We start from the raw sequence: 15,380 nt of genomic DNA on the forward strand, positions 1-15,380 counted from the left end.
GGCGGCAGTGCAGGCCGATCAGGCCGGTGGGCAGTCAAAGGGGGGCTATAGCCCGTGTCGCCCCCGTCGTGTGCGCGAGCGCGGTGAAGAAATGCTTTTCTTTATCAATCTGATTTTAAACATAAAAAATGCCTTCTGCGTAACGGAACACCCGGGCAGGACGTGGTTTTCAATCATACGACTTACCCTTTGAGATAGACTTAAAGCCGCAGCGTGCTCGTACTTGGACTGGATTCAGGCATTTTAACGGCTCGTGCGCGGCGGAATTTAGGGGGCTTATCCGCAGGGTTGCAAAAGCCGTGCCTCGTGCCGCTTGAGGCAGGGGCGCGCGGTGCCGCCATAGGCGTTGGGATTGCTGCGCAGTTCCGGAAAGACGCTGAACATTTCTTCCCGTGACTGATCGGAAATGGCCGATATGCCGATGTCGCCTGCGTGAAAGCTCTCGGTGGCAGCCCCTTCGGCATAGATCACCTCGTGCCGGTCGAACATGACATGGATATAGGTGACGGCGGCCTGTTCCTCTTGGGTGACGGCGCGGCCATCGACCAGATGGCGCGCCGCGACCAGAACCTCGTCGCAGCCAAAGAGCAGCTCGGCCTTGTAGCCGGTGAAGAGAAAGCGGTGCTGTGGCGAGACCAGAAGCGGCGCGCGCGCCCCGTCGAGCACATGGGCGGCCACGCGCACCGGGGCAAACCGGTCAATGCCCGGCACGGTGCGCCGCCCGATCCAGCGGATCGGTTGCGGGCCATGATCGCGGGTGATCACCAGATCGCCCGTGCGCAGGGATTCAACCGGGCGCTCGCCGCGCGGGGTCAGGATGCCGATGCCAGGCGTGAAACAGATGATGTTCTCGATTTCCGAGAAGTTGACGAGGGTGCCGTCGCTGAGCGTGAAGCTGCCCGAGAGGCCGCCCGCCGCATCGTCTGTATTGGTGAAGGTGATGTCGGCCTTGCGCGCCTCGGGCGAGAGAAAGAGCGTATCGCCATTGGTTTCGCCCCCTTCGCCGCCGACGATGGTGATCGTGCCGGTGCCGGTCTCGGCGGGCGGTTCGATGACGAAGAGATCGTCGCCATCGCCGCCAAAGAGCGTGTCATTTTCGCCCACGATCAGCGTGTCATTGCCGCCCTCGCCAAAGAGCAGGTCGGCCCCTGCGCCGCCGTCAAGAAAATCGTTGCCCGCAATCGCATCGCTGCCCACGATGAGCGGGCTGCTGGCCAGATCCTGCACCGTGCCGCCGGGCAGGGTGACGGTGCCCGAGAGCACGTTGCCGCCAAGGTTTTCCCAATAGCGCACCTCGATGGTGTAGCTTTGCCCCGCCTCGAGCGTGACCTCGCCCCAGCGGGTCGTCGCGGCCTGATGAAAATCGTTGTCGAGGAACGAGCCGGTCGTGCCGTTCTGGTTGGTAAAGGTCAGCGGGTTGCCGTTGCTGTCCAGGATACGAAGGGTCGAGCCATCGTCCGAAGTGGTGGCAAAGCGGTAGACCCCATCCGCGGAGGCGATGAGATTGGAGGTATAGATGATGCCGTAATCGTTGGGATCGTTCTGGCCCGTGGCCTGCTGGCCATGTCCCGTGACGTCAAAGCCCGCAGAGGTGCCGGACCCCGCCAAGGTGCCGCTCTCGATGGTGAACGCCTGACCGTTGGCTGAGGTGAAATCGCGGGTATAGACCTCATAGCTCCAGCGTGCGGCGGTGCCGCCATCGCCATAGAGCACATCGTTGCCGGCGCCCCCTTCGAGGCTGTCGTCGCCCGTGCCGCCGATCAGCGTATCCGCGCCGCCCTGACCCAGGAGCGTGTCATTGCCGCTCTCACCGCTCAGGCTGTCGGCGCCGGTGCCGCCCAACACGGAATCGTTGCCCAGACCCGCGAGCACGGTGTCATTGCCTGCGCCCGCGTTGATGACATCGTCGTTGAAGCCCGGACCGCTCAGCCCGTCGCCATTGTCCACCCGGTCAGAGCCATTGGCGACAGGTTCGATATAGCTGCCGTTGATGAGGTCGGCACCGGCGGTGCCCTCCACGATCCCGTTATCCCAGGCCTGCGCCACGCGGTCCGCGCCGAGGTTGGTATTGGTGCTGGCATTCACGCTGTCGAGGGTGATGGAGACAATCGGCCCGGCCTCGAAGGCGGTGACATCGGCGTTGAAGCCGATTTCGGGCGCCAGAAACAATTCGCCGGTGGTGGATTGCGCCAGAACCGCCGTGACCACGGCGGTGGTGCCATTGGCATAGGTGATGGTGGCGTTGAAAACGCTGAGCCCGTCAAAGATGAAGGTCTGCGTGCCCGCGCCTATGTCGGTGGTAAAGGCGTCATTGGCCGCGGTGTTGTTCATGTCGAGCGCACCGGCCGCGCCACCGTTGTTGATGGTGGTTGCGCTGGTGATGTGCTGATAGAGCGGGTCGAGGGCGCTGCCGTAGGTGCGGTTTACGAACAGGCTGGCGTTTTCGGCATTGCTGTTGCCTTCGGTCGGATCAAGAAAATCCGTCTCGGTCCCTAAAAAGATCCAGTTGAAGGTCGTTGGCATCGTTACAGCACCCTGTTGTTTCCAAACTGGATACACAGCGTGTGCGGCGGCAATGGGCGCGCATTCGGGAGAATTTTAGACGATTGTGTCTAAAACCGGATCAATCATGTCCGGCGTAAGGCGGGGGCGCTGCCCCCGGACCCCCGGAGTATTTTCGCCATGAAGAAAGCGGGCAAGCCGGGCGGCGACGGATCAGACCTGACCGCCTGCGATCTCGATGGTCTGGCCGTTGATGCTGTTCGATCCCGGACCGCAGAGCCAGAGTACGGCTTGGGCCACTTCCTCGGGGGCGATCAGGCGTTTGTGGCGGTTGGCCTCGATCATCATGGCGCGCGCGGCCTCTTCCGAGACGCCCGCGCGCTGCGAAATGGCGGTGGCATTGCGGCTGACGATGTCAGTGTCCACATATCCGGGACAAATCGCGTTGAAGGTCAGGCCGGTGCCAAGATAATCCTCGCTCAGCGCGCGGATGAGGCCGATCATCCCGTGTTTAGAGGCCGTATAGGCGGCCGCGCCCTTGAGCCCCTTGATCCCGGCAATCGATGAAATGGCGATCACCCGGCCCCAGTCGGTCTGGCGCATGCCGCCCAGACATTCGCGCAAGGTATAAAACGCGCCATCAAGATTGGTGGCCATGATCTGACGCCAGAAGGCGGCGTCGGTCTTGTGCAGGGCGCGCCCTTCGGCGATGCCGGCATTGGCGATGCAGATCTGCACCGGGCCGCGCGCGGCGACGGCCTCGGCCACGCCTGAGACCACCTGCGCCTCCTGGCTCACGTCCATCACGAGGGGATGCAGACCGGCCCCTGCCGCGGCCTCAAGCGTTGCGGCGCGGCGTCCGGTGATTGTCACCTCTGCGCCCGCCCCGGCCAGCGCGCGGGCAATGGCAAGGCCAATGCCGCTGCCGCCGCCTGTCACCAATGCGTGTTTGCCCGCGATTGTCATCTTGCCTCCGCCCTGTCACGCGCTACTCTACGCGCTCTTGTGTCAGAGACAACCGTCAGAGGGGAGGCGCATGGTGAAATGGATTGACATGCCGCCGGTCTGGCTGGCGGGCTTTCTGGCGATTGCCTGGCTGCAATCCGGTCATTTTGCGCTGGGCCTCGGCTTTGGAGAGGGGTGGGCCGATCTCTTGGGCGGGCTGCTCGTGGGTGGGGGGATCTTGCTGGTGGTGATGGCGGCCCTGGAATTTCGCCGCCACAAGACCAGCATCGTGCCGCATGAAACGCCAGAGCGCCTGATCCAGTCGGGGATTTTCCGGCGGTCGCGCAATCCCATCTATCTGGGGGATACGCTGATTCTCGCGGGGCTGATTCTGCGTTGGGACGCGGTTCTGGCGTTGCCCCTGATTCCCATTTTCGTCTGGGTGATTGAAAAACGCTTCGTTATACCGGAAGAGGACAGGATGCGGCGCAAGTTCCGCATGGATTTTGCCCGATATTGCGAAAAAACACGACGTTGGTTGTAGAAACCGCGACAATCTTGATCTCGTCACTCACGAAATAGTGTGAAATAACGACGTTCGGGACAAGGAAACCGGCATGCCGCGCTGCGGGGCCATCAGAACACGTCATCTGCCAAAGGGGGAGACAGCATTGAAGATCGGAACGCCAAAGGAAGTGCATGAGGGTGAGAATCGGGTCGCCATGACACCCGATTCGGCCCTGCAATTGCAAAAGCTGGGCTATGACTGTGCCATCGAAAGCGGCGCGGGGGCCGCTGCGGGGTTCTCGGACGCGGCCTATGAGGCCGCTGGCGTCGAGGTGATCAAGACCGCCGCAGCACTCTACAAGGCCGTGGATATCGTGGCCAAGGTGCGCCCGCCCAGCGAGACGGAGGCCAAGCGCCTGACCGAGGGCCAGCTTCTGATCTCCTTCTTCTGGCCTGCGCAGAACGAGGCGCAGATGAAGCTGCTGGCCGAGAAGGGCACATCGGTCATCGCCATGGACATGGTGCCGCGCATCAGCCGCGCGCAGAAGATGGACGCGCTCTCTTCCATGGCCAATATCGCGGGCTATCGCGCGGTGATCGAGGCCGGCAACAACTTTGGCCGCTTCTTTACCGGGCAGATCACCGCGGCGGGCAAGGTGCCCCCGGCCAAGGTTCTGATCGTCGGCGCGGGCGTGGCGGGTCTGGCCGCCATCGGCACATCGACCTCGCTGGGCGCGATCACCTATGCCTTTGACGTGCGGCCCGAAGTGGCCGAGCAGGTCGAATCCATGGGCGCGCAATTCGTCTATCTCGATTTCAAGGAAGAGCAGCAGGACGGGGCCGCCACCGGCGGTTATGCCTCTGTCTCGAGCCCGGAGTTCCGCGAGGCGCAACTGGCCAAGTTCCGCGAGCTGGCCCCGGAGATGGATATCGTCATCACCACCGCCCTCATCCCCAACCGCGAAGCGCCCGAGCTTTGGACCGAGGACATGGTCAAGGCGATGAAGCGGGGATCGGTCATCGTCGATCTGGCCGCCGAAAAAGGTGGCAACTGCAAGCTGACGGTGATGGACGAAAAGATCGTCACCGAAAACGGCGTCACCATCATCGGCTATACCGATTTCCCGAGCCGGATGGCGGCGCAATCCTCGACGCTCTATGCCACCAATATCCGCCACATGATGTCGGACCTCACGCCCGAGAAGGATGGCAAGGTCAATCACAACATGGAGGATGACGTGATCCGGGGGGCCACAGTGGCCCATGCGGGTGCCGTTACCTTCCCGCCGCCGCCGCCCAAGGTTGCGGCGATTGCCGCGGCCAAGCCCAAGGAAAAGGCCAAGGAACTGACGGCCGAGGAAAAGCGCGCGGCGGAAATGGCGGCGTTCAAGGCGCAGACCAAGCAACAGGTCACGCTCCTGGTGGTCGGTGCTGCGTTGCTCCTGGGGGTGGGTCTGGTGGCCCCGGCCAGCTTCATGCAGCATTTCATCGTCTTCGTGCTGGCCGTTTTCGTGGGCTTCCAGGTGATCTGGAATGTGTCGCACAGCCTGCACACGCCGCTGATGGCCGTGACCAACGCGATCTCGTCGATCATCATTCTGGGCGCGCTCATGCAGATCGGATCGGGGTCTTTCCTGGTCATCCTGCTGGCGGCGCTGTCGGTCTTCATGGCCGGGATCAATATTTTCGGTGGCTTCCTCGTCACCCGGCGCATGCTCGCCATGTTCCAGAAGTCATAAGGAGTAGAGGATCATGGATTACGGTTTCACGACGGCTGCCTATGTGGTGGCGGCCATCCTGTTCATTCTCTCTCTGGGCGGGCTCTCGGGGCAGGAAAGCGCCAAGCGCGCGGTGTGGTATGGCATGGCCGGCATGGCGCTGGCGGTGGTTGCCACGCTGATCGGCCCGGGTGCCGGGCTCTGGCTCTTGTCGCTGGTGCTGATCGCGGCCGGTGGCGCGATTGGCTATGTGGTGGCCACGCGGGTGCAGATGACCGAGATGCCGCAGCTTGTGGCGGCGATGCACAGCCTTGTGGGCCTTGCCGCGGTCTTTGTCGGCTTTAACGCCGATATCGAACTGGGCCGCGTGCTGGCGATGGACGACACCGCGCGCAAGGGGCTTGAGGGCTTTGCCGCCGTGCTGGCCAAGAAAACCAGCGTCGAGGTGGCGATCCTGCGGGTCGAGGTGTTCCTGGGCGTCTTTATCGGCGCGGTGACCTTTACCGGCTCGATCATCGCCTTTGGCAAGCTGGCGGGCAAGGTCGATACGGCCGCCAAGAAGCTGCCGGGCGGGCACATGCTCAATGCCGGGGCGGCCATCCTGTCGACCGTGCTGGGGATCATGTATTTCAATGACGCGGGCATCTGGACGCTGGTGGTGATGACGCTTCTGGCGTTCTTCATCGGCTATCACCTGATCATGGGGATCGGCGGCGCGGACATGCCCGTGGTCGTGTCGATGCTCAACAGCTACTCGGGCTGGGCCGCGGCGGCGATCGGGTTCAGCCTTGGCAATGACCTCTTGATCGTGGTGGGGGCGCTGGTCGGTTCCTCTGGTGCGATCCTGAGCTACATCATGTGCAAGGCGATGAACCGTTCGTTCATCTCGGTCATTCTGGGCGGCTTTGGCGGCCCGGCGGGCGAGCAGATGGCGGTCGAGGGCGAGCAGGTGGCGATTGACGTCGATGGTGTCGCCACGGCGCTGAACGAGGCCGACAGCATCATCATCATTCCGGGCTACGGCATGGCGGTGGCGCAGGCGCAGGGGGCGGTTTCCGAACTGACCGCGAAACTGCGGGCCAAGGGCAAGAACGTGCGTTTCGCCATCCATCCGGTTGCGGGGCGTCTGCCGGGGCATATGAACGTGCTCTTGGCCGAGGCCAAGGTGCCCTATGACATCGTGCTGGAAATGGACGAGATCAACGAGGATTTCCCCGACACGGATGTGGCCATCGTCATCGGTTCGAACGACATCGTGAACCCGGCGGCGCAGGACGATCCCAACAGCCCCATCGCCGGGATGCCGGTCTTGGAATGCTGGAAGGCCAAGCAGGTGTTTGTCTCGAAGCGCGGGCAGGGCACCGGCTATTCGGGGATCGAAAACCCGCTCTTTTACAAGGACAACACGCGGATGTTCTATGGCGACGCCAAGGCGAGCCTGTCGAGCCTCTTGCCCAAGATCGACTGATCGTTTCGGGATGTGAAGATGCAGAGGGCGCGGCCGAGAGGCTGCGCCCTTTCGCGTTCTGCTTTCCCTTTGGCAAAGGTTGGAATTTGAGTATCTTGGGACCGGTGAAGCCCAAACCTTGCGCGGTATACACTTGTGTTCCGCTAAATCATTGGGTTTGAACGAAAAACCTCTTTTTCGCGGGCGCGGCACGCGGTATGGAGCGCGGAGGAACAGGAGAACGGCGCATGCCCCCCATTCAGGACCACCCGCTGCGCTATGAGTTGGCCAATGAGCTGCATGCGCGCCCCTTTCCCTCGCTCAGTGCGCCCTGCACCGCCGTTTATCTGGCGGTCAAGCAGCCGCATGACGCGGCCAAGCGGGACCGGGCGGCGGATCTCGCGCATCTGATCGCGCTTCTCGATCGCTACGGGGCCAAGCATCCGCAGCCGGGGGCCACGCATTATTCCGGTCAGATCGGACGGCACAGTCTGAAATGGGAAAGCCATACCGAGATGGTGACCTATACCGTGTTTACCGACGGGGTCAGCGCACGGCCCTTTGATCCGGCGGATTTCGAGGTGTTTCCGGCCGATTGGCTGGCGGACGCGCCAGGGCTGCGCGTCACCTCGGCGATGATCCGGGTGATCCCGTGGAAGAGCCGCGAGGCAACGCGTGACGAGATTGATCAGTGGTTCGTGTCCGAAAGCGTGGCAGTGGCGCGCGTGCTGGATGATGCGGCGGTCATGGCCGGGGATTTCCGGATTGATCCGGCGGGGCATTTGCGGTTTTCGCTGCACGTGGCCCCCAGCACCGGCGCGCGCCGGATTGGCCGCGTGGTGCAGCGCCTCTGCGAGATCGAGACCTACAAGGCGATGTCGATGCTGGGCTTTGCCCGCGTGCGCGAAATGGGCCGCCAGATGGGCGAGACCGACAGCCAGTTGAGCCGCCTGATCAACGACATGACGGCGGGTAGCCAACCGGCGGAGGAAACATTGCAAAGCCTCTTGCGGGTCTCGGCGGAACTGGAGGCATTGGTGGCGCGCTCGTCCTTTCGGTTTGGGGCGACGGCCGCCTATGAGCAGATCGTCAACCAGCGGATCGCGGTCTTGCGCGAGGAACGCTTTGAGGGGCGGCAGACCTTCGCGGAATTCATGATGCGCCGGTATGATCCGGCGATGCGCACGGTGCGCGCCACCAAGGACCGGCTGGCCGCCATGGCCGACCGGGCGATGCGGGCGGGCGAATTGCTGCGCACACGGGTGGATGTGGAGCGCAGCGCGCAGAATCAGGCGCTGTTGGAGAGCATGGACAAGCGCGCCGATCTGCAACTCCGGTTGCAAAAGACGGTCGAGGGCCTTTCGGTCGTTGCGATCAGCTATTACGCGGTGTCGCTGGCCTCTTATCTGCTTTATCCGCTGGCCGAGGTGCTGGGCATGAGCAAGGGCAGCGTCACCGCTGCCGTCACCCTGCCGGTTATTGCCCTCGTGTGGTGGATGGTGCAGCGTATTCGCAAGAAGCTGCATTAGCGTTGCGCCCCATCAAACCATACCCGTCCCGGACCTGATCCGGGACCTCGCCGAGGCAGGGTAGAGGCCCCGGATCGGGGGCCGGGGCGATGTGAACCCGCTCTAATGCGGTTCAGGTGATGTAATGCAGCCGGTCGAAGCTCTGACGCCAGCCTGAGACCTCGGGCAAGAGCGCATCGGGGTCATTGCCGCGCAGCGCCCGCGCGATGAGCGCCGCCATGCGCGGGGCATGCTCTGTTGTGACACCCCAGCGGACAAGCTCGGGCGTGCCGATCCTGAGCCCGTTCATATCGCCCGCCACGGGCGCAATCGGCAGGCCTATACCACAGGCGAGAAAGCCCGCGCGGCGCAGCGTTTTCGACGCCGCCTGACCGCCGCCGAACCCCGCCGCCGCGATGGCGAATTGGTGCGAGGCGGTGGCGATTCCCCCGGCCTTGAAGACGGGCAGGCCTTCGGCCTCAAGTGCCGTTGCCAGCGCCTGTGCCGTGGACACCATCTGCGCGGCATAGCTGCGGCCATGGGTGCGCCAGTCGCAGAGCGTGATGGCAAGTGCTGCGGATTTCGCCGCATCGAAATTGGCCGTCATGCCGGGAAAGGCGATGGCATCCAGACGTTCCGCGAGATCAGCCTCGTTGGTGACGATGAGCCCCCCGGCAGGTCCCCCAAGGCTTTTGTAGGTGCTCATCGTCATCAGATGCGCGCCCTCATCGAGCGGGTTCTTCCATGCCCCGCCCGCGATGATCCCGCATTGATGCGCCGCGTCAAAGAGCAGCTTGGCGCCCACCGCATCGGCAATCGCGCGCACCTCGCGCACGGGGTGTTCCTGCAGGTTGAGGCTTGCGCCCAGTGTGATCAGCCGGGGGCGTTCGGCCAGGGCCAGCGCGCGCAGACCCGCGACATCGACCGTGTAGCCATCGGCATTCACCGGGGCCTCAAGGATACGCAGGCCATAAAGCCCGGCGCAGCCCGGCGCATGATGGGTGACGTGGCCGCCGACCGAGGCGGGCGGCGCGATGATCGTGTCGCCGGGGCGGCAGGTGGCCATGAAGGCGTAGAGATTGGCAATCGCGCCAGAGGGCACGCGGATTTCAGCGTATTTCGCACCGAACACCTCGGCGGCGAGTTCCGCCGCGATGACCTCGATTTCCTCGATCGCTTCGAGCCCCATTTCGTATTTGTCGCCCGGATAGCCCAGCGACGGGCGCGAGCCTATCCCCGAGGCCAGAAGCGCCTCGGCGCGTGGGTTCATCACATTTGTGGCGGGGTTGAGGTTGAAACACTGGGCCTCGTGGATGCGGCGGTTGTCACTTGCCAGCGCCTCGATGCGCGCGGCGATGGTGCCCGCGTCCTCGTGCGCGGTACGGGTGGCAAGGGTCTGGATCAGGTCTTCGCAAAGGCTGGGCACCCAGGTGCGGCGGGCAAGTGTCATGGCGGTCTCCTCGACAGGCTTTGCGGCAGGATGCGGCGGCACGGTGGACGGCGCAAACGAGAATATGTAAAAATGAGCATAGAAAAACTAAGGCTAGAAAATGTCTGTATCTCCACCCCGCCCCAAGGGCCCACCGCTCAATGCACTCCGCGCGTTCGAGGCGGCGGCGCGTCTGGGTGGTTTTGCCAATGCCGCCGAAGAGCTGTGCGTGACCCCCGGCGCAATTTCGCAGCACATCCGGACGCTTGAGGACTGGCTTGGCGCCGCTCTGTTCGAGCGCCGGTCGCAGGGGGTGCGGTTGACCGCGCTGGGGGCCGAGGCGCTGCCGGGCTTTGCGCGGGCCTTCGATGCGATGGGGGCGGCGGTGCATGGCATGCGCTCCGCCGCGCGCCATGAAACCCTGCACATTGCGGCGCTGCCCAGCGTGGCGCAACTCTGGCTCTCGCCGCGATTGCCGGCGGTGCGCGCGGCGTTGCCCGATCTGCGGGTTTCCGTTTCGGCCATCGAGACGCCGCCCAACCTCGCGCGGGATCTCTTTGATCTCAGTCTCTTTATCCGGTCTCCGACCGGGGCACGGGGAGAGCAGGTATTGGCGCAGGATATGATCCTGCCGGTTTGTGCCCCCGAGATCGCCGCGCGGCTGCGCAACCCTGCCGATCTGGCAGGAGAGACCCTGTTGCACGATGCACTCTGGCCCGAGGACTGGGCGCTCTGGGCGCGGGTGATGATGTCGGATCTCCGCCTGCCCACCGACGGGCCGCGCTATTCGCTCTATGCCATTGCGCTGGAAGAGGCGCGGCACGGGGCCGGGGTGCTTATGGGGCATCTCAGCCTTGTGAACAGCGCGCTGGAGGATGGCAGTCTCGTTGCGCCGTTCGCCGCGCCTGTGCCCACGGGCAAGGCGCTGGTGCTGGAACATCCCGCCTTTGCTCCGCCCCGTGCCGATCTGGCGCAGGTGTTGACGCTGCTTGCCGGACAGGTGACGAGCTGATCCCCTCTGGCCATTGCCGCGCGGCTGCGGTATCCGGGCGGGGCTTGCAACACCCCGGAGGGCGCGCCCATGTCCGACACCGTTCCGTTCGAGAAACCCGGCCCCGTCGAGGCCGATCTGCGCCATGCCATCGCGCCCACCGAAGAAATCATCAAAGAGGCGCGCGCGGGCCGCATGTTCATCCTCGTGGATCACGAGGATCGCGAGAACGAGGGCGATCTGGTGATCGCCGCCGAGTTCGCCACGCCCGAGGCGGTGAATTTCATGGCTACGCATGGGCGCGGCCTTATCTGCCTGCCGATGACCGCCGAGCGGATCGACCGGCTGGGCCTGCCGATGATGGCGGTCAACAATTCCTCGCGGCATGAGACCGCCTTTACCGTGTCCATCGAGGCGCGTGAGGGCGTGAGCACAGGCATTTCCGCCCATGACCGGGCGCTGACCATTGCCACCGCGATCAATGAGCAGAACACCATGGCGGCGATTGCGACGCCGGGGCACATCTTTCCCCTGCGGGCGCGGCGCGGGGGCGTGCTGGTGCGGGCAGGCCATACCGAGGCGGCGGTGGATATTGCGCGGCTGGCGGGGCTGAACCCCTCGGGGGTGATCTGCGAGATCATGAAAGAGGATGGCAGCATGGCGCGGCTGCCAGATCTGATCGAATTTGCCGCCAAGCATGACCTCAAGATCGGCACGATTTCCGATCTCATTGCCTATCGCCACAAGCATGACAACCTGATCACCGAGGTGGGGCGGGACTCTGTCTCTTCAAGCCATGGGGGCGATTGGGAGATGCGCATTTTCGCCGATCAGATCACCCAGACCGAGCATGTCGTGCTGACCAAGGGCGATGTGACCGATGGCCGCCCCGTGCTGGCGCGCACCCACGCGCTCAACGCGCTGGAGGATGTGCTGGGCATCGGCCTGAGCAAGCGCGCCCAGGGTCCCACGGGCAAGCTGCCGCGCGCGATGGAGATCATCGCCCGCGAGGGGCGTGGCGCGGTGTTCCTGTTTCGTCAACCCCGGCCCAAGCTGGCGGGGGAGATGGAGGACGAGGATGCGCCGCGCACCATCAAGCACACCGGCCTTGGCGCGCAGATCATGGCGACCATGGGCATTCGCGAGTTGATCCTGCTGACGGATAGCCCGAAAACCCGTTATCTGGGCCTTGATGCCTACGGGATTTCGATCACCGGCACCCGCCCCCTGACCGAGGAGTAAGAGCATGGCCGAGCACGAATATTCCCTGCCGCGCGCCGAGTTTGACAAGCCCGTCAAGGTCTTGATCGTGGTGGCGCCGTTCTATCGCGACATCGCCGACAACCTGATTGCCGGGGCCACCGCGGAAATCGAGGCCACGGGCGGGACCTATGAGATTGCCGAAGTGCCCGGCGCGCTGGAAATCCCGACCGCCATCGGTATCGCGGAACGCATGGCCAATTTCGACGCCTATGTGGCGCTGGGCTGTGTGATCCGGGGCGAGACCACGCATTACGACACCGTCTGCAATGACAGCTCGCGCGGTATCACGCTGTTGGGCCTGCAGGGCCTGTGCATCGGCAATGGGATCCTGACGGTGGAAAACCGCGCCCAGGCCGAGGTGCGCGCCGATCCCGCGCGCATGAACAAGGGTGCGGGTGCGGCGGCGGCGGCCTTGCATCTGGTGGCGCTCGCCCGTAAATGGGGCGGCCCGCGCAAGGGCGTGGGATTCAAGCCCGCGGCCGAGGAAATCCAGATCGCGGGTGCAGCAAAAGGCAAACCCGTCGCATGACCACCGATCCCGCCCTCTCTGGCAATCGCAAGCGCCAGATGAAATCCGCCGCCCGCCTCTACGCGGTGCAGGCGCTGTTTCAGATGGAACATTCCGGCCAGAGTGTGGACACGGTACGCGAGGAGTTTCTCGACTTCCGGTTCGGGGCCCAGGTGGACGAGGGCGTCGACATGGCCGAGGGCGATGTCGATCTCTTTCGCAAGCTGCTTGACGATGCGGTCAGCTGGCAGGCCAAGATCGACCAGATGACGGACCGGGCCCTGGTGGCGAAATGGCCGATCGGGCGGATCGATCCCACGCTGCGCGCGCTCTTTCGCGCGGCAGGGGCGGAACTGGTGCAATCCGACACGCCGCCCAAGGTGGTGATCATGGAATATGTCGATGTCGCCAAGGCCTTCTATCCCGAAGGACGCGAGTCCAAATTCGTCAACGCCGTGCTGGATCACATGGCGCGCGAGGCGCGGCCCGAGGCGTTTTGATCCGCGGGCAGCACAAATTGGGGGCCAGCCCCCAAACCCCCGAGGTATTTTTGGCCAGATGAGGCCGCGGCGCGAAAGGGTCGCGGGCCGTTCACTTGTATTCCTCTGGCAAAGGCGTAGAATCGGGACATAAGCAAAGGAGTCGTCAAATGCCCAAGCTTGTCCGCCTCTATATCACGCAGGTCGCCATCGGATTCGGCATTGCCGCGGCCTTTGTGGCCATGCTTTTGTGGTTCAATGTCGCGAACCTGTGGCATCTGGTGACGCATTCCGACAAGGGGCTGTTGGCGGTGGTCGTGCTGTGGTTCGCCAATGGCATCATCTTTGCCGGGGTGCAATTTGCCATCGCCGTGATGCGGATGAAGGATGACGATGACGACGAACCGCGCGGCGGGCATCGCCAGCGGATGATGGTGCGGGATTATGTGGCGATTCCGGTGCGGGTCGATGACAGGCGGCACCCGATTCGGCGGCGCTGAGCGCGGCGCGCGGCCACGCGGGACAATGGGTGTGACGGGCCCGTAGCAACCGTTCGGCGTTATGATTCCCGAGGACCTGTTTGTACAGGTGGGCATCGGGTAACTGGACCAGGGTCCAGACAGAGCCAATTCCCTCGGAATTGCTTAAGGCCACTGGAATACAACCGGTATCGAGAAGAACAGCACCCGTCACAGCCCTCAGGTAAGTCTTTCCCACGCCGTCGACAAGGGGTTGCGCACGTTCGTGGTTTGTTCATAATTCCGGCCATGGAATTCGGAACCGATCAGATGCTGCAGCCGGGGCAGGTGCTGGCGCGGGGGGTGTGCCGCCATCTGCGCAGCCATGATTTTGATTCGATTGTTGAATTCGTGCCTGAACGGGGGCGGCGCGTCGATGTGATGGCGCTTGGCCCCAAGGGTGAAATCTGGGTGATCGAGTGCAAGTCGAGCCGGGCCGATTTCATGGGCGACGCCAAGTGGCAAGGCTATCTGCAATGGTGCGATCGCTATTTCTGGGCGGTGGATGCCGAATTTCCGGTGGATCTGCTGCCTGAGGGCACCGGGCTGATTCTTGCGGATGGGTATGGCGCGGAAATCATTCGCATGGGGCCGGAGACCCGGTTGGCCGGAGCGCGGCGTGCGGCGCTCACGCGCAAGTTTGCCCGCCATGCGGCGCGGCGGCTGCAATCGGTGCTCGATCCGCGGTTATGAGCCCTTGGCCCGTGCCGCCTGGGCGGAGGCAATGATTTCCTGCGCGATTTCCTCGGCCTCTTCGGGGGTGAAATCCATCGGCAGGTCAATGCCTTGCGCCTCGATGTAGAGACGAACCATGCCTTGATCGGTCGGCCCGATCTGGAGGTTGGCCTCGATGTCGCTCTCTGAATTGATCCCCATGGCGCTCTCCTTGCAACAGGGGGCGTGCTATCCGTTTCCCCCTTGATTGACAAGCGCCTTGGCGCTTTGCTGGGCGCTATGGATGAGATCGCGTTGCGCCTGTTTCGAGCGGAAGACGCCCCCTGGCTGACAGAGCGCCACGGGACACTCTACGCGCGTGAGGCGGGGTTTGACGCCACATTCGCGCCGCTGGTGGCCGAGATCATCGCGGATTATCTGGCGCGCCATGATCCTGCGCGCGAGGCGGGGTGGATCGCCGAGGCGGATGGGCGGCCGCTTGGCTCGATTTTCTGCGTGGCGCAGGGCGCGGAGGTGGCCAAGCTGCGGCTCTTTCTCCTGGAGCCAGAGGCGCGGGGGCGGGGGCTTGGCCAGCGGATGCTGGCGCGTTGCATGGATTTCGCACGCGCCAAAGGCTATGCGCGCATGACGCTGGCCACCCATGAGAGTCATCGCGCCGCCTGCGCGCTCTATGCGCGCAACGGCTGGCAGATCGCAGAGGCGCGTCCGGTGCATGCCTATGGCTGTGATCTGGTGGAACAAACCTGGGAAATCGCGTTGCATTAGACTTGCAATCCCAACACGGTAAAGCTAAATCGCCCCCCAGTGCCGCCTTAGCTCAGTTGGTTAGAGCGCTGGATTGTGGATCCAGAGGTCCCCTGTTCAAGCCAGGGAGGCGGTACCATCCCCCA

The 15,380-nt window shown here is 63.8% G+C and carries 15 protein-coding genes and 1 tRNA gene; 12 read left to right on the forward strand and 4 right to left on the reverse strand.

Annotation, left to right across the window (positions count from 1 at the left end):
• Positions 1 to 276: 276 nt before the first annotated feature.
• Together MVC20_RS10785 and MVC20_RS10790 are read right to left on the reverse strand one after the other, a co-directional pair.
• On the reverse strand, positions 277 to 2,523 hold the full coding sequence (locus MVC20_RS10785; protein WP_297541177.1) for a Hint domain-containing protein: 2,247 nt from the start codon (positions 2,521 to 2,523) through the stop codon (positions 277 to 279).
• 192 nt (positions 2,524 to 2,715) lie between these two features.
• On the reverse strand, positions 2,716 to 3,468 hold the full coding sequence (locus MVC20_RS10790) for an SDR family oxidoreductase (RefSeq protein ID WP_297541179.1): 753 nt from the start codon (positions 3,466 to 3,468) through the stop codon (positions 2,716 to 2,718).
• A 70-nt stretch (positions 3,469 to 3,538) separates the two neighbouring features.
• Here MVC20_RS10790 and MVC20_RS10795 point away from each other — a divergent pair, with 70 nt between their 5' ends.
• From MVC20_RS10795 to MVC20_RS10810, 4 genes are all read left to right on the forward strand, one after another.
• A complete protein-coding gene (locus MVC20_RS10795) occupies positions 3,539 to 3,991 on the forward strand; it encodes a methyltransferase (protein ID WP_297541181.1) in 453 nt (150 codons plus the stop codon).
• A 127-nt stretch (positions 3,992 to 4,118) separates the two neighbouring features.
• A complete protein-coding gene (locus MVC20_RS10800; protein WP_297541183.1) occupies positions 4,119 to 5,693 on the forward strand; it encodes a Re/Si-specific NAD(P)(+) transhydrogenase subunit alpha in 1,575 nt (524 codons plus the stop codon).
• Between the two features lie 13 nt (positions 5,694 to 5,706).
• Positions 5,707 to 7,140 (forward strand): NAD(P)(+) transhydrogenase (Re/Si-specific) subunit beta, encoded by a 1,434-nt coding sequence (locus tag MVC20_RS10805; RefSeq protein WP_037272693.1) that lies wholly within the window; start codon positions 5,707 to 5,709, stop codon positions 7,138 to 7,140.
• Positions 7,141 to 7,367: 227 nt separating this feature from the next.
• Positions 7,368 to 8,648 (forward strand): DUF3422 domain-containing protein, encoded by a 1,281-nt coding sequence (locus MVC20_RS10810; protein WP_297541184.1) that lies wholly within the window; start codon positions 7,368 to 7,370, stop codon positions 8,646 to 8,648.
• 112 nt (positions 8,649 to 8,760) lie between these two features.
• Here MVC20_RS10810 and MVC20_RS10815 read toward each other — a convergent pair whose 3' ends face one another.
• Positions 8,761 to 10,077, reverse strand: a complete 1,317-nt coding sequence (locus tag MVC20_RS10815) for an aminotransferase class I/II-fold pyridoxal phosphate-dependent enzyme (RefSeq protein WP_297541186.1) — start codon at positions 10,075 to 10,077, stop codon at positions 8,761 to 8,763.
• A 100-nt stretch (positions 10,078 to 10,177) separates the two neighbouring features.
• Here MVC20_RS10815 and MVC20_RS10820 point away from each other — a divergent pair, with 100 nt between their 5' ends.
• The 6 genes from MVC20_RS10820 (at position 10,178) to MVC20_RS10845 (ending at position 14,508) form a co-directional block, all read left to right on the forward strand.
• Complete coding sequence (locus MVC20_RS10820) at positions 10,178 to 11,068, forward strand: LysR family transcriptional regulator (protein ID WP_297541188.1); 891 nt, start codon at positions 10,178 to 10,180, stop codon at positions 11,066 to 11,068.
• Between the two features lie 69 nt (positions 11,069 to 11,137).
• Positions 11,138 to 12,289: a 3,4-dihydroxy-2-butanone-4-phosphate synthase gene (gene ribB, locus MVC20_RS10825; protein ID WP_297541190.1), complete on the forward strand. Its 1,152-nt coding sequence runs from the start codon at positions 11,138 to 11,140 to the stop codon at positions 12,287 to 12,289.
• Positions 12,290 to 12,293: 4 nt separating this feature from the next.
• Positions 12,294 to 12,839, forward strand: a complete 546-nt coding sequence (locus tag MVC20_RS10830; RefSeq protein ID WP_297541192.1) for a 6,7-dimethyl-8-ribityllumazine synthase — start codon at positions 12,294 to 12,296, stop codon at positions 12,837 to 12,839.
• On the forward strand, positions 12,836 to 13,318 hold the full coding sequence (gene nusB, locus MVC20_RS10835; protein WP_297541194.1) for a transcription antitermination factor NusB: 483 nt from the start codon (positions 12,836 to 12,838) through the stop codon (positions 13,316 to 13,318). The genes MVC20_RS10830 and nusB overlap by 4 nt, the downstream gene beginning before the upstream one ends.
• Before the next feature lie 149 nt (positions 13,319 to 13,467).
• Positions 13,468 to 13,797 (forward strand): hypothetical protein, encoded by a 330-nt coding sequence (locus MVC20_RS10840; protein ID WP_297541195.1) that lies wholly within the window; start codon positions 13,468 to 13,470, stop codon positions 13,795 to 13,797.
• Positions 13,798 to 14,064: 267 nt separating this feature from the next.
• Positions 14,065 to 14,508 (forward strand): MmcB family DNA repair protein, encoded by a 444-nt coding sequence (locus MVC20_RS10845; protein WP_297541197.1) that lies wholly within the window; start codon positions 14,065 to 14,067, stop codon positions 14,506 to 14,508.
• Here the strand turns inward: MVC20_RS10845 and MVC20_RS10850 are convergent.
• Positions 14,503 to 14,691, reverse strand: a complete 189-nt coding sequence (locus tag MVC20_RS10850; RefSeq protein ID WP_008280662.1) for a DUF6324 family protein — start codon at positions 14,689 to 14,691, stop codon at positions 14,503 to 14,505. The two genes, MVC20_RS10845 and MVC20_RS10850, sit on opposite strands and share 6 nt — an antisense overlap.
• Before the next feature lie 78 nt (positions 14,692 to 14,769).
• On the opposite strand from MVC20_RS10850, the gene MVC20_RS10855 reads away from it, so the two are divergent.
• Positions 14,770 to 15,255, forward strand: a complete 486-nt coding sequence (locus MVC20_RS10855; RefSeq protein ID WP_297541200.1) for a GNAT family N-acetyltransferase — start codon at positions 14,770 to 14,772, stop codon at positions 15,253 to 15,255.
• Between the two features lie 41 nt (positions 15,256 to 15,296).
• Positions 15,297 to 15,373: transfer RNA gene (locus MVC20_RS10860), tRNA-His, on the forward strand.
• Positions 15,374 to 15,380 lie beyond the last annotated feature (7 nt).

The organism is Roseovarius sp. (assembly GCF_027019125.1).
Classification (GTDB): Bacteria; Pseudomonadota; Alphaproteobacteria; order Rhodobacterales; family Rhodobacteraceae; genus Roseovarius.